The sequence below is a fragment of the Novosphingobium rosa NBRC 15208 genome (assembly GCF_001598555.1).
Classification (GTDB): Bacteria; Pseudomonadota; Alphaproteobacteria; order Sphingomonadales; family Sphingomonadaceae; genus Novosphingobium; species Novosphingobium rosa.
Genome location: NZ_BCZE01000037.1, coordinates 20,346 through 41,623, shown reverse-complemented (window position 1 = coordinate 41,623; position 21,278 = coordinate 20,346). Strand labels below are relative to the sequence as shown.

Annotated in this window: 19 protein-coding genes; 9 read left to right on the top strand and 10 right to left on the bottom strand. The window is 62.8% G+C overall.

Features of this window, described 5'->3' with window-relative positions; all coding sequences use genetic code 11:
• The first annotated feature begins 123 nt into the window (after nt 1-123).
• The 4 genes from SR3_RS14970 to SR3_RS14955 all read left to right on the top strand — a co-directional run bounded on the left by SR3_RS14970 (nt 124) and on the right by SR3_RS14955 (nt 3,385).
• Nucleotides 124-1,020 carry a sterol desaturase family protein gene (locus SR3_RS14970; RefSeq protein WP_068087607.1) on the top strand — a complete coding sequence of 299 codons (897 nt, stop codon included), beginning with the start codon at nt 124-126 and terminating at the stop codon, nt 1,018-1,020.
• Nucleotides 1,017-2,594: a tetratricopeptide repeat-containing sulfotransferase family protein gene (locus tag SR3_RS14965; RefSeq protein ID WP_068087604.1), complete on the top strand. Its 1,578-nt coding sequence runs from the start codon at nt 1,017-1,019 to the stop codon at nt 2,592-2,594. Before SR3_RS14970 ends, SR3_RS14965 begins: the two co-directional genes overlap by 4 nt.
• Entirely contained in the window at nt 2,581-2,946 is a 366-nt protein-coding gene (locus SR3_RS14960; protein WP_068087600.1) for a hypothetical protein, read from the top strand. The genes SR3_RS14965 and SR3_RS14960 overlap by 14 nt, the downstream gene beginning before the upstream one ends.
• Nucleotides 2,947-3,037: 91 nt before the next feature.
• Nucleotides 3,038-3,385, top strand: a complete 348-nt coding sequence (locus SR3_RS14955) for a UrcA family protein (protein WP_068087598.1) — start codon at nt 3,038-3,040, stop codon at nt 3,383-3,385.
• 44 nt (nt 3,386-3,429) lie between these two features.
• On the opposite strand, the gene SR3_RS14950 is transcribed toward SR3_RS14955, so the two are convergent.
• The 9 genes from SR3_RS14950 to SR3_RS14910 form a co-directional block, all read right to left on the bottom strand.
• Nucleotides 3,430-4,353 carry a Vgb family protein gene (locus SR3_RS14950; RefSeq protein ID WP_068087595.1) on the bottom strand — a complete coding sequence of 308 codons (924 nt, stop codon included), beginning with the start codon at nt 4,351-4,353 and terminating at the stop codon, nt 3,430-3,432.
• A gap of 20 nt (nt 4,354-4,373) precedes the next feature.
• Nucleotides 4,374-6,143 carry an allophanate hydrolase gene (atzF, locus tag SR3_RS14945; RefSeq protein WP_068087592.1) on the bottom strand — a complete coding sequence of 590 codons (1,770 nt, stop codon included), beginning with the start codon at nt 6,141-6,143 and terminating at the stop codon, nt 4,374-4,376.
• Entirely contained in the window at nt 6,140-9,733 is a 3,594-nt protein-coding gene (gene uca / locus SR3_RS14940) for an urea carboxylase (protein WP_068087589.1), read from the bottom strand. Before uca ends, atzF begins: the two co-directional genes overlap by 4 nt.
• Nucleotides 9,730-10,365: an urea amidolyase associated protein UAAP2 gene (locus SR3_RS14935; RefSeq protein ID WP_068087587.1), complete on the bottom strand. Its 636-nt coding sequence runs from the start codon at nt 10,363-10,365 to the stop codon at nt 9,730-9,732. The genes uca and SR3_RS14935 overlap by 4 nt, the downstream gene beginning before the upstream one ends.
• 101 nt (nt 10,366-10,466) lie before the next feature.
• The gene (locus SR3_RS14930) at nt 10,467-11,291 is read right to left on the bottom strand and encodes an urea amidolyase associated protein UAAP1 (RefSeq protein WP_068087584.1); all 825 of its coding nucleotides are present in this window, start codon (nt 11,289-11,291) and stop codon (nt 10,467-10,469) included.
• Nucleotides 11,288-11,755, bottom strand: coding sequence for a CopG family ribbon-helix-helix protein (locus SR3_RS14925; protein ID WP_068087581.1), 468 nt, complete (start codon nt 11,753-11,755; stop codon nt 11,288-11,290). Before SR3_RS14925 ends, SR3_RS14930 begins: the two co-directional genes overlap by 4 nt.
• Entirely contained in the window at nt 11,752-12,537 is a 786-nt protein-coding gene (locus tag SR3_RS14920; protein ID WP_068087578.1) for an ATP-binding cassette domain-containing protein, read from the bottom strand. The genes SR3_RS14925 and SR3_RS14920 overlap by 4 nt, the downstream gene beginning before the upstream one ends.
• Nucleotides 12,534-13,349 carry an ABC transporter permease gene (locus SR3_RS14915; RefSeq protein WP_068087687.1) on the bottom strand — a complete coding sequence of 272 codons (816 nt, stop codon included), beginning with the start codon at nt 13,347-13,349 and terminating at the stop codon, nt 12,534-12,536. Before SR3_RS14915 ends, SR3_RS14920 begins: the two co-directional genes overlap by 4 nt.
• A 37-nt stretch (nt 13,350-13,386) precedes the next feature.
• Nucleotides 13,387-14,469, bottom strand: a complete 1,083-nt coding sequence (locus SR3_RS14910) for a putative urea ABC transporter substrate-binding protein (RefSeq protein WP_068087575.1) — start codon at nt 14,467-14,469, stop codon at nt 13,387-13,389.
• A 246-nt stretch (nt 14,470-14,715) separates the two neighbouring features.
• On the opposite strand from SR3_RS14910, the gene SR3_RS31340 reads away from it, so the two are divergent.
• From SR3_RS31340 to SR3_RS14885, 5 genes are all read left to right on the top strand, one after another.
• On the top strand, nt 14,716-14,898 hold the full coding sequence (locus SR3_RS31340) for a hypothetical protein (RefSeq protein WP_157098867.1): 183 nt from the start codon (nt 14,716-14,718) through the stop codon (nt 14,896-14,898).
• 196 nt (nt 14,899-15,094) lie between these two features.
• The gene (locus SR3_RS14900) at nt 15,095-17,518 is read left to right on the top strand and encodes a TonB-dependent receptor (RefSeq protein ID WP_307561654.1); all 2,424 of its coding nucleotides are present in this window, start codon (nt 15,095-15,097) and stop codon (nt 17,516-17,518) included.
• A gap of 71 nt (nt 17,519-17,589) precedes the next feature.
• Entirely contained in the window at nt 17,590-17,907 is a 318-nt protein-coding gene (locus SR3_RS14895) for a 2Fe-2S iron-sulfur cluster-binding protein (protein WP_068087568.1), read from the top strand.
• A gap of 100 nt (nt 17,908-18,007) precedes the next feature.
• Nucleotides 18,008-19,093, top strand: coding sequence for an MBL fold metallo-hydrolase (locus SR3_RS14890; protein WP_068087565.1), 1,086 nt, complete (start codon nt 18,008-18,010; stop codon nt 19,091-19,093).
• A 123-nt stretch (nt 19,094-19,216) separates the two neighbouring features.
• Nucleotides 19,217-20,218: an MBL fold metallo-hydrolase gene (locus SR3_RS14885; RefSeq protein ID WP_068087562.1), complete on the top strand. Its 1,002-nt coding sequence runs from the start codon at nt 19,217-19,219 to the stop codon at nt 20,216-20,218.
• A gap of 129 nt (nt 20,219-20,347) precedes the next feature.
• On the opposite strand, the gene SR3_RS14880 is transcribed toward SR3_RS14885, so the two are convergent.
• On the bottom strand, nt 20,348-21,247 hold the full coding sequence (locus tag SR3_RS14880) for a LysR family transcriptional regulator (RefSeq protein ID WP_068087559.1): 900 nt from the start codon (nt 21,245-21,247) through the stop codon (nt 20,348-20,350).
• Nucleotides 21,248-21,278 lie beyond the last annotated feature (31 nt).

Below are 21,278 nucleotides of genomic sequence, written 5' to 3'. Positions count from 1 at the left end.
CATAGCGTGTATCTATGGCTTTCATCGCAAATTTGCATCTGCCCTGATGACCCACCCTGCATCAGTCTTCCACCGACGACAAAAGCGGCGTTCAAAACTGGAATCGGCAAGGCGGGACTCGGTATGAAGGACAGGCTGTTCAATCTGGTGCCCCCGGCGATGGTCGCCATGGTGGTCTTGTTCTGGTGTATGGGCCCCAAGGCGCTGGTCGAGAATTCCTGGACCATCATCGTGATGAGCCCGCTGATCACCGTGATCGTGCTGGGGCTGGAATTCGTGCATGAGCGGCACGCCGGCTGGCGCATGAACTGGCGGGAGTTCTTCACCGACCTTTTCTACGTGGTGCTGAGCGCGACAGCGATCGAACGCGCCTCCGATTTCCTGACCAAAACACCGCTGAAGGATCTCAAGCTTGCGCTGGGCATCACCACGCCATGGGCCGAGCATATGCCCTTTCTGGCGCAGGTGGCGCTGGCGGTCTTTATCGTGGAATTCGGCCAGTACTGGATGCATCGCCTGATGCACAACAAGCTGCCTTTCTGGCTGGTTCATGCGCCGCATCACCACATCACCCAGCTCAATGCGGCCAAGGGCGCGGTGGGCAATCCGATCGAGCTGTTCCTCATCAGCCTGAGCGTGCTGGCCCTGTTCGATCTTCAGGAAAAGGCCCTCTTCTGCGCCTTTGGCGTGATGACGGTGGTGTCCACCTTCGCCCATGCCAATGTGCGCGCCGATCCGCCGTGGTTCTATTCCTTCTTCTTCACCACCATCCAGCATCACAGCCTGCACCACTCGACCGATTATGAGAGCACCCGCTGCAATTACGGCAATTCGCTGATCCTGATCGACCGTATCTTCGGCACCTTCCGCAGCGGTGAAGCCAGCATCGTGGGCCAGGACGACCGTAAGCGCCTGACCATCCGCGAGCAGATGATCTTTCCCTTCCAGCCCCTGATCGAAGCCTACAGGCAGCGCCGCCAGCAGGCAGCGCTTCAACCCAGCGGTGATGCAACAGCATGACGACCTTGCGCGCCAAGCTGACCAGCGCGGCGCGCGGCGCCCTTGCCCGGGGCGATTTTGCCGGGACGCAGCGCCATGCGGCGGCCTTGGTGGCGCGTGATCTGAAAGATGCCGAGGGCCATTTCCTGCTCGGCATCGCCGAGGCGGGTGCGGGGCGTATCAGGCTGGCCATTCCCCATCTGGAAAAGGCGGTCTCGCTCGATCCTCAGGGGGAATATCGCGCGCAACTGGCGCGACTGCTGATCATGTTGCGGCAGGATGGCGAGGCCGCGGCCATGCTGCGCGCCGCCGAAACCGCGCCACCCGCAGATGCGCTGAGCCGTGACACGATGGGTTGCGTCTATGCCCGCCTGGGCGATCACACCGCCGCTCTGCCCCATTTCGTCGAGGCCGTCCGGCTGGAGCCGCACAACAGCGAGTATCTCTACAATCAGGCGGTGACGCTCAATTTCCTTGGCCGTGTCGATGAGGCCGATGCCGCGCTCGAGGCGCTGATCGCGCAGGAGCCCGGCCATGCCCGCGCCCACCACCTGCTCTCCGGCCTGCGCAAACAGAGCGCGCAGACCCACCATATCGACCGCCTCACCCACACCCATGCGCAGGCACGCGATGACCGCAGCAGACTGCTGCTGGGCTATGCCCTCTCCAAGGAACTGGAGGATGTGGGCAGGCCGCAAGAGGCGCTGGCCCGGCTTTGCGCGGTGAACAAGGCCTATCGCAAAACCTTACCCTACAGCTTCGCGCAAGACGAGGCCGCCTTCGACGCCATGGAAGCCCATTGGCCCCAACTGGCCCAGGCGCCTGTCAGCGAAACGCCGCAAGACTCGCCGATCTTCATCATCGGCATGCCCCGCACCGGCACCACGCTGATCGACCGCATTCTCTCTTCGCATCCCGAGGTGGAAAGCGCCGGGGAATTGCAAGCCATGCCGCTGGCGGTCAAAAAAGCCTCGGCCACGCGCAGCCCCGTCATTCTGGACCCCGAAACCGTCGCGGCGGCGGCGCTGAAGGATATGGGCGAGATCGGCCACGACTATCTGCGCATCGCGAGCCATCACCGCCGCGACACCACCCGCCGCTTCACCGACAAATTCCCCGGCAATTTCCACTATGTCGGCTTTATCGCGAAAGCGCTGCCCCGGGCACGGATCGTCTGCCTGCGCCGCCATCCGATGGACACGGTGCTCAGCAATTTCCGCAATCTTTTTGCGATCAGCTCGCGCTACTATGATTACAGCTACGATCTGCTGGATATCGCGGCCTATTACGCCCGTTTCGACCGGCTGATGGCCTTCTGGCGCCAAGCCCTGCCCGGCCGCGTGCTGGAATTGCGTTATGAGGATGTGGTCGAGGATCAAGAGGGCCAGACCCGCCGCCTGCTGGAGCATTGCGGGCTGGATTGGTCGGACGCCTGCCTGAATTTCCACACCAACAGCGCCCCGGTCTCCACCCCCAGCGCCGCTCAGGTGCGCCGCCCGCTCTACAAGGACGCGGTGGCGCGCTGGAAACAGCATGCCGAGGTTCTGGCCCCGGTGGCGCGCTTTTTCGAAAGGTCAGACATTGCGCTGGACTAGCCCCCTGCTGGCCGCGAGCCTGATCCTCGGCCTAGCGGCTCCCGCGATGGCGGCCTCACAGCCCGGCGCAAGGCTGGTCACCTATCACGGCGAAATCTGCCTGCTCGTCTCCGGCCAACGCGACAATCCGGCCTCCGCTGTACGGATCGAGGGCCATGAGGTGCCTGTCGAAGGCAGCCGCACCTGGCGTGCCCGGTTGCCAGTGGCCACCCTGCGCCAATGGGCAACGCCCTTTGCCCGAAGGATCGCGATCAACATCGCGGGGCAGGATAGCCCAACCATGGCCGATCTGCCCATCGGCCTGCTGGGCCACACCACCGATCTTGCGGCCCTGACCATCGGGCAACGCTGACCCCAAAACGCTTCTTCTGGCCTTCCCGTGCCCCATGCGCTATGCTGTCGGATGCAGTCGCCATAAAGCGACGCTTCGCAGGAGATGATGCATGACCACCCGCCTGATGGGCCTCGCCGCCCTGCTGGCCGCCGCGACGCTGGCGAGCACGGCCTCTGCGGCCACCACCACAAGCAACCCCTTCGCTCAGGACAAGGCCGTGCTGCAACTGAGCGACCTCGATCTTGCCACGCCTCAGGGTCAGCGCCGCCTCGCCATTCGCATGGATCAGGCCGCTCGCGCCGTCTGCGGCGAGAAGATGGCCAGCGTGCATCTCGCGCTGGAGGATCAGGCCCGCGCCTGCCGCGCCGATGTGCTGGCCGATATCCGCAGCCAGATCGAGGCCCGCAGCGCTCTGGCGAACCAGCCCGCGCCGGTCCGGCTCGCCTCCAATCGCTGACACAGCATCGCCTGCCGGTGGTCCACCCCCGGCAGGCTAACGCCTTAACGCCCTATCTTATCAGGCTTTTTCCACCATGACAGCGTGTGCTTGTCATGCGCGGAGCTCCACACACCTGCCTTGGTGTAACGCAAGGCCCCGCTGCCCGCCGCCGCGCCGACACGCGCGCGGATCGCCAGCGTCACAGGGTCGATCACCGCAAATTGCTGATCGTCGGTGGTGCGCAGCCAGACCTTGCCGCCGCCGGTGTCGATATCGCCCCATTTGAGGTTGTCGCCCACCTTCACCCGGCCAGAAACCGCACCGCTGTCCTTGTCAACACGGGCCAGAGTGCCGTCGCCCTGCTCCTGCACCCAGACAGCGCCCTCCCCCACGGCGAGAAAGCCGGGCATCTTGCCCAAGGCCGTCCGCGCCGTCACCCTGCTGGTCAACGGATCGATGCGCTGCACCGATTGCTGATCGCTGCTCACAGCCCAGAGCGCGCCATAGCCGAAAGCCAGATAGAAGGTGCCCGGGTCCACGGTGATGCTGCTCACCACCCGGTTGCTGGCCGGATCGACGCGGGCGATCACGCCTTTCTCATCGCTGGCCACCCAGATCGAACCGGCGCCTTCCACCACATTGAGCTCGCCCTTGGGGTTGGCGATGCCGGTGGGAATGGTGGCGGTGATGGTCCCTGTCCGCGTGTCGATCCGCTTGAGCGCGCCCTCCTGGCAATCGGCCACCCACAGCGTGTGGCGAGACAGAGCCATCGCCCCGCAAGGATGCGCCATGGCCACCTCGGCCAGCTTGCCCTTGCGTGACCAATGCTCCACCCGCCCCCGGTTGGTGGCCCAGACGGCCTTGCCCTCCACCGCCAGAAAATCGGCGAAACCAGGCACCTCGATCACCTGCGCGGTCTGGGCATGCCCCAGAGCCGGCACCATGCAACCCGCAGCCGCCATCCACAAAACCCAGAGCCTGCGCATACGCGCCTCCCCTCGAAAGATCAGGCCAGTTGGGCGATATAGGCGCGCCAGCCGCCCAGATCGGTGATATCGCGAGCCCCCGTCATCGCGCGCGGCTCGGCCACGAAGCCTTTTACGCTGGTGCCATCTTCCAGCGTCACGGTGCCAATCGCCAGCGGCGCGGGCACTTCCACCACGAAGCTGCCGAATTCGGCCACGCCCAGCTCATAGACCTCCACGGCGATGGCCGCGCCGCTCTCGTCATAGACCAGCGCGGGCTTGGGCGGCACGCTGTCGGCCATGGCGTAAAGGCGATAGGTCGGCGCCGTCTGGAACGCGCCAACGAAGGTCGCCTCGCGCGAGGTGAGCTGCCAGTGCAGCGGCATATCCTTGAGGTGAGCACCCACAACCGCCAGTTTCACAGTCTGCATTTTACCCTCCAGATCCAAAGGTGGCAGCATCGGCAAATCCGACGCCGAGAAATAGGAATCCGCCTCGGCCAGCAGCGCCATGTCGCTGTCAGCCGGGCCGATCAGTGTGATGCCAAAGCCCGTGCCATTGGCGCGCGCGCCCGCCGGAACAGCCACGGCGGCCATATCCAGCAGATTGACGAAATTGGTGTAGGCCCCAAGATTGCTGTTGAGCGCAATCGGCGCCGCCTCCAGCTCACGCACCCGGAAGGTGGTGCCGGTGGTGGGGAAGGCCAGCATGCCGACCTGCGTCCACATCTCATCGGCCTGACGCTTCAGATCGGCCAGACGATAGATGCCGTTGAACACCTCGACAGCGCTGATCGCGGCGCCGGGCTCCACCACGGCGCGCACGGTTTCATCGATGGCATCGGGGTTATCGGCCAGCAGAGCGGCAATGGCTGCGGTGCGCTCGGCGACCCAAGGCCCATCATAAAGCAGCCTTGCCGCTTCCCTCAGCGGTTCGAGATCGATCTCGACAATCGGCGCCAGACTGGCCAGCCGCTCGATGGCTCGGTCGTAAAGATATTCGGATTCCGCGTCGCCAAACCACACGCGCTGATCGCGGCGCGGCACGCCGATGCCGGGCAGGCGGATCGGCTGATCGGTGGAGACTTTGGAATAGGGATCGCCGGCGTCATACTCCGCCAACACCAGATCGACCAGCCGCGCATCGGCCGTATCGTCGGTAAACACCGTGATGCAGTCGAGCGTGCGGCAGGCCGGGACCAGCCCTCTGGTGCTCCACCGCCCCTTGCTGGGCTTGAAGCCGATCAGATGGTTGAAAGCGGCGGGCACGCGCCCGGAGCCAGCCGTGTCCGTTCCCAATGCAAAGGAGACGAGGCCCGCCGCCACTGCCACCGACGAGCCAGAGCTGGAGCCGCCGCTGACATAATCCAGATTATAGGCATTGCGCGGAATGCCATAAGGGCTGCGCGTGCCGACCAGCCCCGTGGCGAACTGATCGAGATTGGTTTTCCCCACGCACAGCGCGCCTGCCGCCAGCAGCCGCTCGACCACGCTGGCCGTGGCTTCCGGGCGATAGGCGAAGGCCGGACAGGCCGCCGTGGTCTCGAAACCGGCGACATCGATGTTGTCCTTCACCGCAAAAGGCACGCCCGCCAGGGGCAACACCTCACCTGCCGCAACCCGGGCATCGATGGCCTCGGCCTGAGCCAGCAGCGCTTCGGGAGAAGCACGGCTGATCCAGATCTGCGGCTGGACCTTGTCATAGGCCTCCAGCCGCTCCAGCGTGTCCTGCGCCACGGCAACAGCGCTCATCCAGCCCGCCTTGACGGCAGCGGCGATGGTGGCGGCGTTGCGCCGGTTCATCCCGCTCATGACTGGCGCCTGATCGCGAACATGGCGGCGCCGGGCTGGAAGGATTGGCGCTCCTGCAGGTAGACCTCCACGATCGTGCCCGCACCGGGGCTTTCCACCGGATATTCCATCTTCATGGTCTCCATCACCGCGAGCGTATCGCCCGCCTCGACCTCATCACCGGGCGCCGCCAGCATCTTCCAGACGCTGCCGCCGAAGGACGCTTCGAGAAGTTCCGCTCCTTCCGGCACCTCGATGGCGACAGGGGCGCTATCGAGGTCTTCGGTTTCCGGCGCGCGGTCGAACTCGCCCTTGCGCTGCCAGTCATCGCGCTCGGCATCGAAGGCGGCCTGACGGCTGGTTTCGAATTGCGCGATATCCTGAGCATTCTCGGCCAGAAAGGCGCGGTAATCGGAGAGGCGGAATTCGGACTCCTCCACCCGGATCGGGCGGCGGCCGCTGGGGAAATCGCGGCGCCATTCGGTCAGCTCATCCGCGCTGACGGGGAAGAAGCGGATCTGGTCGAAGAAGCGCAGCAGCCAGGGCTTGCCATCGATAAAGCTGTCGGTCTGGCGGTGGGTGTTCCACACCTGGATCGTGCGGCCGAACAGCTGATAGCCCCCCGGCCCCTCCATGCCATAGATGCACATATAGGCCCCGCCGATGCCCACCACATTGGGGGGAGTCCAGGTGCGCGCGGGATTGTATTTGGTGGTGACCAGCCGGTGCCTTGGATCGACAGGCGTGGCGACCGGAGCGCCGAGATAGACATCGCCCAGACCCAGCACCAGATAGCTGGCGTTGAAGATCAGCTTCTCCACCGCATCGGCATCGGGCAGACCATTGATGCGGCGGATGAATTCGATGTTGTCCGGGCACCATGGCGCATCGGCCCGCACGGCGCTCATGTATTTTTCGATGGTCTCGATGGTGGCCGGATCGCGCCAGCTGAGCGGCAGATGTACGATGCGCGAGGGGATCGAGAAATCGGCCAGATCACCCAGCTGCTCCTCCGCCGCGACCAGCGCCGCCAGAGCGGTCTGCTGGGTCAGGGCGTTGCCGTCGAAATGCAGCTGCAGCGAGCGGATGCCGGGCACGATGTCGATCACGCCGGGCAGCGCCTGCTGCTCCAGCTCGCGCATCAGCGCATGGACGCGGATGCGCAACTCGATATCCAGCACGATATCGCCATATTCGACCAGAATGTTGCGGTCGCCCTGCTGGCGATAGACCACGCGCGGGCGACCCGGCGCCTGCGCGATCTGCGCGAGGATCGGGGACAGACCGGCCATGGTGCACGCAGGGGTGGAGCCCGGTGCCGCACCGGTGGCGATCAGCGCCTTTTGCCCCGCATCGGCGGCCTGCGCGTCCTCAATGGTGACCGGCACGAAGGCCAGCCTGTCCCCGGGCTTGAGCTGGCCGATCTTCCAGCGATCCGCCGCGATCACCACGAAGGGGCAGACGAAACCGCCCAGCGAAGGGCCGTCAGGCCCCAGAATGATCGGCATATCGCCGGTGAAATCCACCGCGCCGATCGCATAGGGATTGTCGTGAATGTTGGAGGGGTGCAGGCCCGCCTCGCCGCCGTCGGACCGCGCCCATTCGGGCTTGGGGCCGACCAGACGCACGCCGGTGCGGTTGCTGTTGTAATGCACCTGCCATTCGGCAGCGGTGATGGTGTCGATGTCTTTGGCGGTGAAGAAATCGGGCGCGCCATGCGGGCCATAGAGCACCCGCAAGGCCCAATCCGTGCCGAATTCGGGCAGGCTGACGGCAGGCAGAGCCTGCTGCGCCGGGGCATCGCCCAGATGTAGCGTATCGCCCGCCAACAGGCGCCGCGCGGCATGGCCGCCGAACTGGCCCAGTTCAAAGGTGCTGCTGCTGCCGAGATAGGTGGCGACATCCAGCCCCCCGGCAAACAACACATAGCCGCGCATGCCGCCGCCCGCCGGACGGCCCAGCGCCAGCGTCTGCCCTGCGGCGATCTCCACCGGAATGCCCCGCGCCACGCCAGCACCATCGAGGGTCGCGCCAAAATCGGCGCCCATCAAGCAGATGCGCGCAGGGGTGTTGAACAGCAGGCTGGGGCCCGAAACAGTGATTTCCAGCCCCGCCGTGCCTTCAGGATTGCCAAGCAGCCGGTTGCCCAGACGGAAGGACTGATCGTCCATCGGCCCCGAGGGCGGCACGCCGATCGCCCACAGGCCCTCACGCCCCGGCCAGTCCTGCACGGTGGTGGCGGTGCCGCCGCTGATCACGCGGATGCTGCGCGGGTGATAGGTGACGCTGTCGAGCGCCTTGGTCGAAACCTCGCCGCTGGTGAAGGCGGGCGCGCGCACCACATCGCGCAGCCAGCGCAGATTGGTCTCGATGCCATCGACGCGGCTGTGGTCCAGCGCGTGCTGCATCGCGGCCACAGCTTCATCGCGCGTGGGCGCGTGGACGATCAGCTTGGCCAGCATCGGATCATACCAGGCGCTGATCGTGGTGCCCGCCATGCACCATGTTTCGGCGCGAATATCGCTTGGGAACTCCAGCGCCGTCAGCATACCCGAGGTGGGGCGGTAATCGACCGCCGGATCCTCCGCATAGAGGCGCACCTGCACCGCGTGGCCCTTTGGCAAGGGCGGCTCACCATCGAGGAAGGTGAAATCCCCCGCCCCGCCGCGCACCATCCATTCCACCAGATCGACGCCCATCACCTCCTCGGTGACGCCATGTTCGACCTGCAGGCGGGTGTTCATCTCCAGGAAGAAGAACTGCTGCTGATCGGCATCGTAGAGGAATTCCACCGTGCCTGCCGAGCGATAGCTGGCCGCCTGCCCCAGCCGCACCGCCGCGGCGATCAGATCCTTGCGAACATGATCGGGCAGCAGGGGGGCGGGCGCCTCCTCCACCACCTTCTGGTTGCGGCGCTGGAGCGAGCAGTCACGCTCGCCCAGCGGCATGACATGGCCCGCGCCGTCGCCGAAGATCTGCACCTCGACATGGCGCGCGCGGCCCACGTAACGTTCGAGGAAGACCCCGGCATCGCCGAAATTGCCCTCGCCCAGCCGCGCCACGGTGGCGAAGCCCTGGCGGATGGCGGTTTCATCCTCGCAAATGCGCATGCCGATGCCGCCGCCGCCTGCGGTGGCTTTCAGGATGATGGGATAGCCGATGGTTTGCGCCGCCGAAACGGCCTCTTCCTCATCGGTCAGCAAGCCCGTGCCGGGCGCCAGAGGCACGCCATGCGCCTGCGCCAGAGCGCGTGCGCTGTGTTTCAGGCCAAAGGTGCGGATGTTCTCGGGCGTGGGGCCGATGAAGACGATGCCTGCCGCCGCGCAGCTTTCGGCGAAATCGGCGTTTTCGGCCAGAAAGCCATAGCCGGGATGGATCGCCCCGGCGCCGGTGGCCTTGGCCGCCTCCAGAATTTTGGCGGCGTTGAGATAGCTTTCCGTCGCCGGTGCCGCGCCGATGCACACCGCCTCATCGGCCAGGGCGACATGCAAAGAGCCTTCATCCGCCTCCGAATAGACGGCGACCGAGCGCAGCCCCATGCGCTTGAGCGTGCGGATGATGCGGGTGGCGATCGCGCCCCGGTTGGCGATCAGAACGGTGTCGAAGCTCATGCCGCGACGATCATGCGCACGGGGGTGGGGTTGAAGGCGTTGCAGGGATTGTTGATCTGCGGGCAGTTGGACACCGCCACGATCACATCCATCTCCGCGCGCAGATCGACCAGCAGGCCGGGCGCGGAAATGCCATCGACAATGCCCAGCGCGCCATCGGCCTCCACCGGCACATTCATGAAGAAGTTGATGTTGGACACGATGTCGCGCTTGCCGCGGCCCTGCGCCAGATTGGCTTCGAGGAAGTTCTCGACGCAGGCGTGTTGCGACTTGGTGTGGTGGCCGTAACGCAATGTGTTGGACTCGCAGGAGCAGGCGCCGCCGATCGTGTCATGATACTCCACCGAGGTGCCGGTGATCGTCATCATCGGGCGGCCCTCGTTGGAGAGCAGCACGCTGCCGCCGCGCAGGAACAGATTGCCTTGCGCCGAGACCGTATCCTGCGCGCTGTAACGCTCGGCATCATCGGCGGCGGCATAGATCATGAAATCCACCGCCTGATTGCCTTCCAGATCGACGATGCGCAGAGTCTGCCCGGCCTTCACCGTATGCAGCCAGGGCGCGCGGGCGGGCACGATCTCGTCATGGATCGGGGTGCCGGTCAGTCCGGAGAGATGAGGATCAGCGCTCATGGCGGCCTTCCTTGCAACTGGGCGTTGTCGCATGCGGCGGGCGCAGGGCCTCACCCGCGCGAAAACGCGGTCAAACAGAATCTGGAGCGGGTTAAGCGGCTCTAGCGGCGGTAATAATCCTCGACGTTCTGAAAGGCGCGCAGGCCCTCCGGCGTCGCATTGCGAATAGGGTCTTGCGGGGGGGTGACCGCGCCGCGCCAGGCGGAAACGCGCAGCGGCGCAACCGTCCACGCCTCGCGCGGGTCAAGCACATGGGGGCAGTTGGCGATGACCACGATCACATCCATTTCCGCGCGCAGGGTCACGCTGCGGCCCGCATCGAAGGGGCCAATCACCGGGGTGATCGTGCCGTCCGCCTCGATGCGCGTGCCCTTGAACAGGTTGATGCAGGGATGCACGTCGCGGCGGCCGAGCCCATGCTTGGCGGCGCCCAGCAGCAAGCGGTCGCGCCCGTTGGGAAAGGCGCCGCTGTTGCGGCCATCACCATATTTGCGCGTGTTGACCGCCTCGTTGGAGGTGCCGCAGAAGGTGTCATGGGTTGCCGCGTCATCCTCCAGAATGCTCACCAGCACCCGGCCCATATCCGAAAGCAGCAGCTTGCCCGCCTCCAGATAGGCGTTCCACTGGATCTTGACCGTGTCGGCGACATTGAGCCTTTCGGTGGGCATCTCCGCGTTGAAGAGCATCAGCGAAGCACAGGCATCGCCCTGCAGATCGATCAGCCGCAGCCGCGTGCCGCGCGCCAGGCGCCGCGTGGCATAGCCGCCTGCCGCGATGGTCTCTTCCCACAGCAGATCCTCTGCCGCCACACCCTCGGGCAGGTCGCTGGCGACCGGCGGGATGATCGGCATGGTCTCGACCTGCGTGCCGCCCATGGCGCGGGCGTGATCGCGCGCGGCGAGCGGGTTGGCCAGAATTTGGCTCATTCGCCTGTTCCTTTCCGCTTGGCGTCCTGCTCATGCAAAGGAGGCAGAAGCGCCGTGGTGGTGACGAGTTCAAGTTGCTGCACGCCGCGCACCCGGCGCAACGCATCGCACAATTCCTTCAGCCTTATCGCCGGGCCCTGCACCAGCAGCACCTCCAGCGACTGGTCGTCCTCAAGAAAAACATGCTGCGCGGAAATCACTTCGCGCAGAAATTCCGCTTCGGTCTGGGCGAGCTGATGGCGGACGCGGCCACGCTCGCCGCGATAGACCAGCGTGATCGTGCCCGCGAGCATCTCCTCGGGCCGGATCAGCGCTTCATGCTCGGCCAGCGCGTGGCGGATCAGCTCGGAGATCAGCTGCGAACGGGAGGGCAGTTCCCGCTCCTCCACCATCATGTCGAGCTGTCGAAAAAGGTCGGCGGGCAGGCTGATGCTGAGGCGGGCCAGGGTCGATTCTGAACTCATAGCGCAGCCTCTAATTTATTACCTTTATTGTCAACCGTAATACCGAGAGGTTTTCTGTCCTTACGGTCGAGTTGCAGGTCATAAACCGCCGTGGCGCCGTAACGATGCGGCGCATGCGGGTCATGGCGGCGCTTGTCGAGCGCCAGAACGCGGGTGCCAAGGCTGAAAGCCTCGCGAATATCATGCGTGACCATGATGATGGTCAGGGCATAATCGCTCCACAACTGGCGGATCAGCGCATGCATATCAGCGCGGATGCCGGGATCGAGCGCACCGAAGGGTTCATCCAGCAGCAGAATACGCGGGCGCTTGAGCAAAGCCTGCGCAATGGCCAGGCGCTGCTGCATGCCGCCCGACATTTGCGCCGGGTAGAGATGCAGACTGTCACCCAGCCCCACGGCCTTGAGCATGGCGGCAGCCTCTTCCTCGGCGGCGCGGCGGGCGCTGCCGAAGAGCCTTGCGGCCAACGGCGCCTTCTCGCATTCCAGCCCGAACACCACATTGCGCAGCGCGGTCAGATGCGGGAAGACCGAATAGCGCTGGAAAACGACGCCGCGATCAGGGCCGCATTCAGGAGCAAGCGGGACGCCATCGAGCAGGATGCTGCCGCGTGTCGGCACTTCCTGCCCCAGGATGACGCGCAGGAAGCTGCTCTTGCCCGCACCAGAAGGGCCGACGATGGAGACGAAAGACCCCGCCTCGACATCGAGGTCGACCTTCTCCAGCACGACCTTGTCGCCATATTCGACCCAGACGCCGCGAAGGCTGAGAAGCGCGCTCAATGGCTTGCTCCATGGGCCCAGGGGAAGAGACGGCGGCTCATCAGCGCCAGTGCGGCATCCATCAGGATCGCCAGCAAGGCGATCCACACGACATAGGGAATGATCACATCCATCGCCAGATAACGCCGCACCAGAAAGATCCGATAGCCAAGGCCGACATCCGAAGCGATCGCCTCTGCGGAAATCAGGAACACCCATGCCGGGCCGAGCGACAGGCGCACCACCTGCAGCAGACGGGGCATGGCTTGAGGCAGGGCAACACGGATCATGATCTGCCAACTGCCGGCGCCCAAAGTCTGCGCCTTGATGATCTGCTCACGCGGAAGGGCCGCAACATGGCCTGCCAGATCGCGCAGCATGGCAGGGGCAATGCCCAGCACGATCAGCGCGATCTTGGCGGTTTCGCCCAACCCCAGCGCGATAAACAGGATCGGCAGCAGGGCGATCGGCGGGATCACGGCAATGCCCGTCACCAGCGGCCCGAAGGCTGCGCGCACCGGCGGCAGCACGCCCAGCGCAAGCCCCGCAAACAGCGCGATCAGGGTGGAGATGCCGATGCCGATGCCAAGCCGCTCCAGACTGGCCATGGTATCAGCCACAAAGATCAGTTTGCCCGAGAGGGGATCGGGCTGGGCCATCAGCGCACCAAGGCTCTGCGCCATGCCGCCGGGCAGGGGCAGGATCTTGTCGGCAGGATTGATGCTGTGGCGCTGCATCGCCATGAACAGATAGAGCAGCAGCAGCAGCGCAATCGGCAGCCCGCCCAAAAATAGGCGATCCTGCCGCCGCATGTGACGGTTGACCCAACGCATCTTCATAGCACCTTGATGGAGCGCGAAACCCAAGCGATTACAGCTTGCCGTCAGCGGCCATTTTCATAAAGCTTTCGTCGAAACGCAGCGTGACATGCTGGCTGTCGCCCAAAGTCTTGCCGCCAGGGAAACCAATGCCCACGGCGTCCGCGGACGTCGCGCCCTTGAACAGCCCCTTGGAGAAGCTGAAGTCACGCACCCTCTTCATGGTCGTTTCCAGCGCCGGAGCCGTTGTTGCCGCGACAGCCGCCTTGGGATCGTCATAAAGATAGGTCGTGGCGATCTGACTGTCGAAGACGTCGGGCTTTGCGCCCGCCAGCTTGGCCATCTGGGCGCGGGCTTCCTTACCCTTGGCGTCAGGATTCTTCATCAGCGTCACCGTGTCATACCAGATGCCCGCCAGCGCCTTGCCCAGATTGGGATTGGCCTTGAGCGTGTTGGTATCGACCACCAGCAGATCGAGGATCTCGCCCGGCACATCGGCGGAGCTGAAGACCTGCTTCACCCCGTCCTGCGCCTTCATGGTCGAAAGCTGCGGGTTCCACGCCACCGCGGCCTTGACGTCCGGGCTGGCGAAGGCCCCCACGATATCGGCATCTGACGTATTGACGGTCTTCACATCATTGAACGACAATTTGGCGGTATCGAGCGCGCGGCCCAGCAGATAATGCGACACCGTCAGCTCGGCCAGATAGATCGACTTGCCCTTGATATCGCCAACTTTGTCGCCACCCTTCACAAGGATGCCATCATTGCCGTTGGAATAATCTCCAAGAATAATCGCGCTGGTGTCCTTGCCGCCTGCAGCCGGGATGGTCAGCGCGTCCATATTGGTGACCGTGACGCCGTCGAACTTTCCGGCGGTGTATTGATTGACCGATTCAACATAGTCGTTCACCTGAACGATGTTGATCTTGATACCGTATTTATCTTCCCACTTCTTCACGATACCGGCCTGCTGCGCATAAGGCCATGGCATCCAACCGGTGTAGATCGACCAGCCGATGTTGAATTCATGACGCGGCTTGGCGCTGTCGCTGGTAGAGGGAGAGCAGGATGCCGCCAGAAACACGGCGGCCATCAGGGTGAGATTGCGGGTCTTGCGGAATGATCCTGGCATGATTCGTCCCCTTCGCATTGCAGCATTGCGACGATCCGCCAAACTGTCCAGTGGAAATATTACGTATTCGATGATTGGTAATATCAAGTCAGCTTGCCTCTCGGAAAATCCGGACGCAGAGCGGCGAGAAGCGACCTATCAGGCGCTTCTCGCCGGCTGAGGTCATGCGCCCGAAATCATCAGATAAACATCCGTTTTTCATTACCTTTATGAACATGGCTCCACTGCGAATCAGGAAGCTTCTTCATGACTGTTTCGATGAACGCCACACGCATTTCCGCCTTCAAGCATGCGCATGATTACGGCGCTTGCCGCAAGGATCGTTTGGGAAATATCGCGCTATTCCTGCGGATGATGCGCAATCCCTTCATACTGCAACGCACAAAAATTATTACGCTTGACCATCTAGGTAATATCAATAGCGTATGAGCATCGCCCGGCAGAAGACCCTCCTGCATCGTGTCCATGCCGGGCCAATCCAAGAGTAAAACGTGGAACGCCTTCTCCATTCGGGGTTCCATCAGGGAATAATGGCCAAGATCTGGCTGACGACACTGGCATAGTCAGGCGTCCATGAGGGGATGTCACTTTGCGACAGGCTTTTTCAAGACAGAAGGGGGCCGAAGTGACCGAGCAATCTTTCCGTAAGTCGTTATTATGCGCGACCATGCTGATGGGCGCCGCGTCCGCCCCGGCCTTTGCAGCCGATGCTGCGCCGGATCCCGCAAGCGCCGCACCGGGTGCGGCCAATGAAATCGTGGTCACGGCCACCCGCCGCTCCACCACGATTCAGGACGCGCCGATCAACATCAGTGCCGTCAGCGCGGAACAGCTTTCCAAGCAACGCATCGATGATGTCAAATCGCTGTCGGCCTTTACGCCCGGCATGACGGTGGTCGATACGGGCCCCGGATCGACCGGCAACATCATCCTGCGCGGCATCTCGTCTTCCAGCACCAGCGCAGGTGGCTCCAATTACCAGAACTCGCTTGGCGTTTACCTTGGCGAAGTTCCGATGTATCTGGACTTCAAGCTGATCGACATCAGCCGGGTCGAGGTTCTTCAGGGCCCGCAAGGCACGCTTTATGGGCTCGGCACGCTGTCGGGCGCGGTGCGCTATATGCCCAACCGCCCCACTGCCGACCATTTCTCCTTCGATTTCCATGAGCGTGCCTTTGGACAGTCGCACAGCTCATCGCCCGGCATCAACATCGATGGTGCGGTGAATATTCCCATCATCAAGGATCATGTCGCACTGCGATCGGTGGTCGGTTACTATGACAATCCCGGCTTTATCGATTACAATCATCTGCTGAAGAACCCGGGCGTGTCGAACCCTCAGCCGGTGCGGGGCACCTCGGCGGCGCAAGGTTCCTTCGGCACGCAGGCCGATTACAACGCCAACTTCTACAGCAAGCGCGATGTCAATTACGAACACACCTTCACAACCCGCAACCAGCTGCTTGTAGAGATCAATCCCGACATCAAATCCTATTTCACCTACGCGCATCAGGAAACCCGTACGGGTGGCCGCCAGGCCAATGGCGCAGGCGTGCTGGGCACCGGCAATTATGAAGCCCCCTGGCGCTATCTTGAGCCGAGCGCGCGTATCTCCGATCTGTTCTCGGCGGAGTTCAACGTCAACCTCGGCATCGCGCAGCTCGTGGCGACCACCGCCTTTACCAATCAGAAGAACCAGACCAAGGGCGACAACACCGACCTTCTGCTCGATCTGGACTACGGCTATGAAGCCTTCCCGGCTTTCTCGTCCTACAACACGCAGACCGAATATTACCGTCAGTTCAACCAGGAAGTGCGGCTGGTCTCATCGCATGGCGGGCCGTTCAGCTGGGTGGTCGGCGGCTTCTACAACAATCTTCGCGATTACCGCAACTATCGCGAATACACGCCGGGTTATGCCAATTACATCGGCGTTAACCGCCCTGACGATCTGGAATATATGTCCTTCGTGAACACCGCCACCAAGGAAAAGGCGGTCTATGGCGAAGGCACCTTCCATATCACCAAGGCCTGGCAAGTGACCGGCGGCCTGCGCTATTTCAACTATGACGCCATGGCCACCGGCGGCACCGACACGCCGCTGACTGGCGGCGGCCTTGCCCGCACCCCTTATCCGCTGGTGCAATTCGCCGCCAGCCGCATCAAATCCGGCGCGACCAGCGCCAGCGGCACGGTCTGGAAGGCGAACACCTCCTACAAGTTCAGCAATCAGTTGCTGGCCTATGCCACCTTCAGCACGGGCTATCGCACGGGCAATGTCAACCGCGTGGCGCCCTGCGTGCTGCCACTTGGCCCGGGGCAGAATGTCTGCGCCCTGCCCAATGAGCTGTCCTATAAGCCGGACAAGACGCGCAATGCGGAAATCGGCATCCGCGCATCGCTGTTCGACAAGCGCCTGCAATTCACGGTGGATGCTTTCCATGTCAACTGGAACAACATTCAGGTTGCGACCCAGACTGTCAACGGCGCGACGGGCGTGACGGTCAACGCCAAGGATGCCGTATCGCAAGGTTTTGAATTCTCAGGCCAGTTCAAGATCACACCGCGCCTGCAGCTGGCGGGCACCTATTCCTACACCGATGCGCATCTTACGCAGGATGCCTCTGGCGTGGTGGTCAGCGGCGGCGTGGCCTATGACGTGAAGGCTGGGGATCGCCTGCCGGGTTCTGCCAAGAACTCGGGCAGCGCCCAGCTGACCTACACCTTCCCGTTGAGCCAGGGACGCGATATCGAGGCCAATTGGGCAACCACCTACACCGGCGATATCTATTCCCGTATTGGCCTGCGCGGCAATGGTCAGGATATTCCTGGCTATGTGCTGCACCGCGCCTCTGTCACCTATCACGCCAAGACGTTCGACATCGGCGTCTATGCCGACAACATCTTCAACAAATATGCCGTCACCGCGATCAGCAATGACGTCAGCTCTTACAACCAGACCCGCACCGGCGTGGTCGAGCGCTACTATGCGCAGGGCGTGCTGACGCCCCGCCGCGTCGGCGTGGATTTCCACTTCCATTATTATTGAGCCGGGCCGGGCGCTCCACAGCGGGCGCCCGCCCTTCCCTTTCGGACGGCTCAGCATGCCAAAGGACAAGCATGACCACTTTCACAGTTTCGACCGCAAGCACGCAGGACATCAGCGTGCAGGCCACGGCTGGCCAATCGCTGATGGAAGCGCTGCGCGACAACGGTTTCGAGGATATTCAAGCCTTTTGCGGCGGCGGCTGCTCCTGCGCGACCTGCCATGTGGTGGTGAACCCGGACTGGTTCGCAAAACTGCCGCCCGTCTCTGACGATGAGCAGGATCTGCTTGAGTCCATCGAAGGTCGCCTCGCCACCTCACGCCTGGCCTGCCAGATTCCACTCTGCGACGAGCTTGAGGGCATGGCCATCATGATCCCGCCGGCGGTCTGAACAACCAGAGCCCAAAAAGGGGACGGTGGAGACTGTCCCGAGGGGTCGAAACAAATGCGAAAGCGCTGGCGGTCATCGATCGAAATGTCAGGGGATTTTTATGGCTGAGATGACGATGAACAATGCATGCCTGACGGAAAAGGCGCGAGCTGCGCCAGCGCCTTCCTATCCCAACGGAAACCCCAACCTTCCTTATAATCCGCCCGGCGTTCGTAACACGGACAGCGCCATTCCCCTGCACCGCAACACGCCGGTGCAACATGACTATCGCAGCGATGGGCCGGCAGCAGGCACGCTCGGCTTCCGCTGGACCTATGGCTCCAACGTGGCCGCCAAAAACCGCGATCCGCGCGTACAAGTCGTGCAATATAACGAGGACACCTTCGTCCTGCGCCAGAACGTGTGTGTCCATTGGGAAGCCCCCTTCACCTATCTGCTGTTCGGCAACAAGGGCGCCCTGCTTATTGACACCGGAGCCACTACCGACCCGCGCCACTATCCCCTGCGCGAGACGGTGGATGCCATCATCACGCGCTGGGCAAAGGCGCGCAACCGGCGGAACGTCCCGCTCACCATTGCCCTGACATCGGGCGAGGACATCGCGCAGAACCAGGGCCTGCAGCAGTTTGCCGATCGCCCCGACACCACCATCGTTCCCAAGCCCCTGGAGCTCATGAAGGCTTTCTATCGGCTCGGCAGCTGGCCATCGGGCACGGGCAAGATCGATCTGGGGGACCGCATTGTCGAGGTGATCCCCACGCCAGGCACCCATAAGGATGGGGTCAGCTTCTACGATCCCTATTGCGACCTGCTCTTCACCGGAGACTTCCTGTATCCGGGCAAGATCAACATCAGCAATGATAAGGACTTCATTGTCTCGCTGCAACGCATCAAGGCCTTCATCGTCGGCAATCCGGTCAAATGGATTCTGGGCGGCCATATCGAAATGATGTTCGTGCCTGGCCGCTTCTACCCAAGGTTCGCGACATACAAGCCCTATGAGCGGGTTCTGGAAATCACCCCCACGCTCGTCGATGAGGTGCTGAAATATGCTCAGCTTGTTCAGGGCAAGGCCATGATGCAGATTCGCGGGGATTTTGTGCTCTACAACGGCGTCAGCCCGGATCAGCGCAATGCCGATTGGCCCGGCGATCTGCCCGTCATCGATCCCCCCCGCCCTTTCTAGAGCGTTTTCAAGCTGGGTGGAATCACCCAGCGACTCGGAAAACGCGGTAAAACAAGAATCAAGAGCCGTTGATCCGATGCAATCGGAACAACTGCTCTAAAACAGACGATCGGACACGCCACCATGGACCGTCGCACATTTCTTTCCGCCGCTGCCGTCACGGCGACTGTTTCCGGATCGATCGAAGGCGCGTCGGCCGCAATGGCGGCCGTCAGACCTGACCCCATCGATTTCAAGAGCAATCTGCCCGCAACCGGCACGTTTCCTCAAAAGTGGATTTGCGGATCGGCGTCCTGCATGGACAACACCGATCCTCCGGTTCATGTCCATTGGTACAATCCGCATACAGCGATCCTGAGGCAGAACAAGGCCTACAGCTACGAGGCCCCCTTCGCACCCTTATACTTCGGGAACGACCGGGTTCTTCTTCTGGATGAAGGGTTCGTCCAACTGCGCAACGATTGGGATCTTCGCAGCGTCGTCGATTCATGCATTGAGGATTGGTGCCGACGCAATGGGCGCGATCCGGCAAGCCTTGAGCTTCTGGTTGCCTTCAGCCACCTCCATATCGATCACTACGCCGCGACCAACCAGTTCGCAGACCGCCCCAACACCCGTTATATGGGCCTGACCCATGAAGAAATGGTCGGCTTCTGGGGCATGACGAACTTTCCGGAAGAACGGGTTACCCTGGACCTTGGCGGACGAGAGATTCTCATCTGGGGATCGCCGGGGCATGTCATTTCCGAGTTCGCCTACTATGACAGCTACACGCAAATCCTATACACCGGTGATATGTTCTATCGCGGACGGTGCTATATCAGCTTTTGGGAGCCCTGGTTCGCCAGCATGCAGCGCCTGATTGCATTTTGTGACACTCATCCTGTCACCCATGTCATGGGCTGCCATGTGGAAATCAGCAAAGACGGGAAGGATTATCCTTACGGTTTAACATACCAGCCGGATGAGGCTCCTGTCGAAATGACCGTTCAGCAATTGCGCGAGGCCTTCGCAATGGCAAAGACAATCACCAAGCCCGGCATCTATTTCACAGGAACCGTGTTCCTCTGCAATCAAACCCGTCATTTAACAACGATCGACCGCAACCCCTATAAATATACATAATCAGAAAAATCAGCATTCACACCAAAGAAAATATAATATCACACCTGTTTAACGGGCAGATGCCCTGAATTCATACCCGGATGGCAACCTGCAACCATCGCATCGTGCAACCGCCATCGACCCGCCGGTCTATCTGGCCGGGGAGGGCTGAAACAGCGCCTGTTCCTGCGCAAAGATGCGGATGATCTCATCAGCGACGGCGCGGATGGTGAAAGCCGTCCGGTCACGGCGGCGGGTGAGCAGAAACAGGTCGCGCGGGGGCGGAACGCTGCGCAAATCAATCAGCCGCAGCGCCCCTTCGGTCTTGCCGATGTAATGCGGCAGCAGGGCAATCCCCACGCCCGACCTTGCCGCAATCGCCTGAGCGGCATGGTTGTTGGCGCGAAACACCACGCGCACCCGAGGGAAGTGCCGCGCCAGCCATGCCGCATGGGGAACAAAGGCATTGGCCTCATCGAAACCGATGAAGGTGGGCAGCGCCCCACCCTCGACCTTGCGGCAGAGCTCCGGCGTGGCGTAAAAGCCATGATGAACCGATCCCAGCGGCCATGCGATCACATCGCCATCCTCGGGGCGGTCCATGCGGATGGCGATATCGGTTTCGTGGCGCTCCAGACTGACCGAGCGCAGATTGGTCGCCAGATCCAGGTCCAGCCCCGGATGGCGCAAGGCGATCCGCGCCAGACGGTCCGTCAGAAACCCCAGCGCCAGACCGGGCGGCGCATTCACGCGCACCAGGCCCGTCGGCGCCCCCTCGGCCTCGCCATGGCCCAGCGTCCGGGCGGCATGGTCCATATCGCTGACAGCATCCAGCGCGCGGGTGCCGGCGGGGGTCAGTACATAGCCCTCGGGACGGCGCTCGACCAGCTTGACGCCCAGCCCCTCCTCCAGCGCCTGCAGCCTGCGCGCCACCGTCGCGTGATTGACACCAAGGGTGCGCGCCGCGCCGGACAGCGTGCCATGCCGCGCCAGCGCCAGAAAGAAGCGCAGATCCTCCCAATCCATTGCTGTGCGTTTTTGATCAGCCATGGTGCAAGGATAGTGAATTATCACGCAGACA

Coding starts and splice junctions, on each gene's coding strand:
- SR3_RS14910 (WP_068087575.1), bottom strand. CDS start 14,469: ATGCCAGGATCATTCCGCAAGACCCGCAATCTCACCCTGATGGCCGCC.
- SR3_RS31340 (WP_157098867.1), top strand. CDS start 14,716: ATGACTGTTTCGATGAACGCCACACGCATTTCCGCCTTCAAGCATGCG.
- uca (WP_068087589.1), bottom strand. CDS start 9,733: ATGAGCTTCGACACCGTTCTGATCGCCAACCGGGGCGCGATCGCCACC.
- SR3_RS14925 (WP_068087581.1), bottom strand. CDS start 11,755: ATGAGTTCAGAATCGACCCTGGCCCGCCTCAGCATCAGCCTGCCCGCC.
- SR3_RS14955 (WP_068087598.1), top strand. CDS start 3,038: ATGACCACCCGCCTGATGGGCCTCGCCGCCCTGCTGGCCGCCGCGACG.
- SR3_RS14965 (WP_068087604.1), top strand. CDS start 1,017: ATGACGACCTTGCGCGCCAAGCTGACCAGCGCGGCGCGCGGCGCCCTT.
- SR3_RS14890 (WP_068087565.1), top strand. CDS start 18,008: ATGGCTGAGATGACGATGAACAATGCATGCCTGACGGAAAAGGCGCGA.
- SR3_RS14930 (WP_068087584.1), bottom strand. CDS start 11,291: ATGAGCCAAATTCTGGCCAACCCGCTCGCCGCGCGCGATCACGCCCGC.
- SR3_RS14895 (WP_068087568.1), top strand. CDS start 17,590: ATGACCACTTTCACAGTTTCGACCGCAAGCACGCAGGACATCAGCGTG.
- SR3_RS14970 (WP_068087607.1), top strand. CDS start 124: ATGAAGGACAGGCTGTTCAATCTGGTGCCCCCGGCGATGGTCGCCATG.
- SR3_RS14915 (WP_068087687.1), bottom strand. CDS start 13,349: ATGCGTTGGGTCAACCGTCACATGCGGCGGCAGGATCGCCTATTTTTG.
- SR3_RS14950 (WP_068087595.1), bottom strand. CDS start 4,353: ATGCGCAGGCTCTGGGTTTTGTGGATGGCGGCTGCGGGTTGCATGGTG.
- SR3_RS14935 (WP_068087587.1), bottom strand. CDS start 10,365: ATGAGCGCTGATCCTCATCTCTCCGGACTGACCGGCACCCCGATCCAT.
- atzF (WP_068087592.1), bottom strand. CDS start 6,143: ATGAGCGGGATGAACCGGCGCAACGCCGCCACCATCGCCGCTGCCGTC.
- SR3_RS14880 (WP_068087559.1), bottom strand. CDS start 21,247: ATGGCTGATCAAAAACGCACAGCAATGGATTGGGAGGATCTGCGCTTC.
- SR3_RS14885 (WP_068087562.1), top strand. CDS start 19,217: ATGGACCGTCGCACATTTCTTTCCGCCGCTGCCGTCACGGCGACTGTT.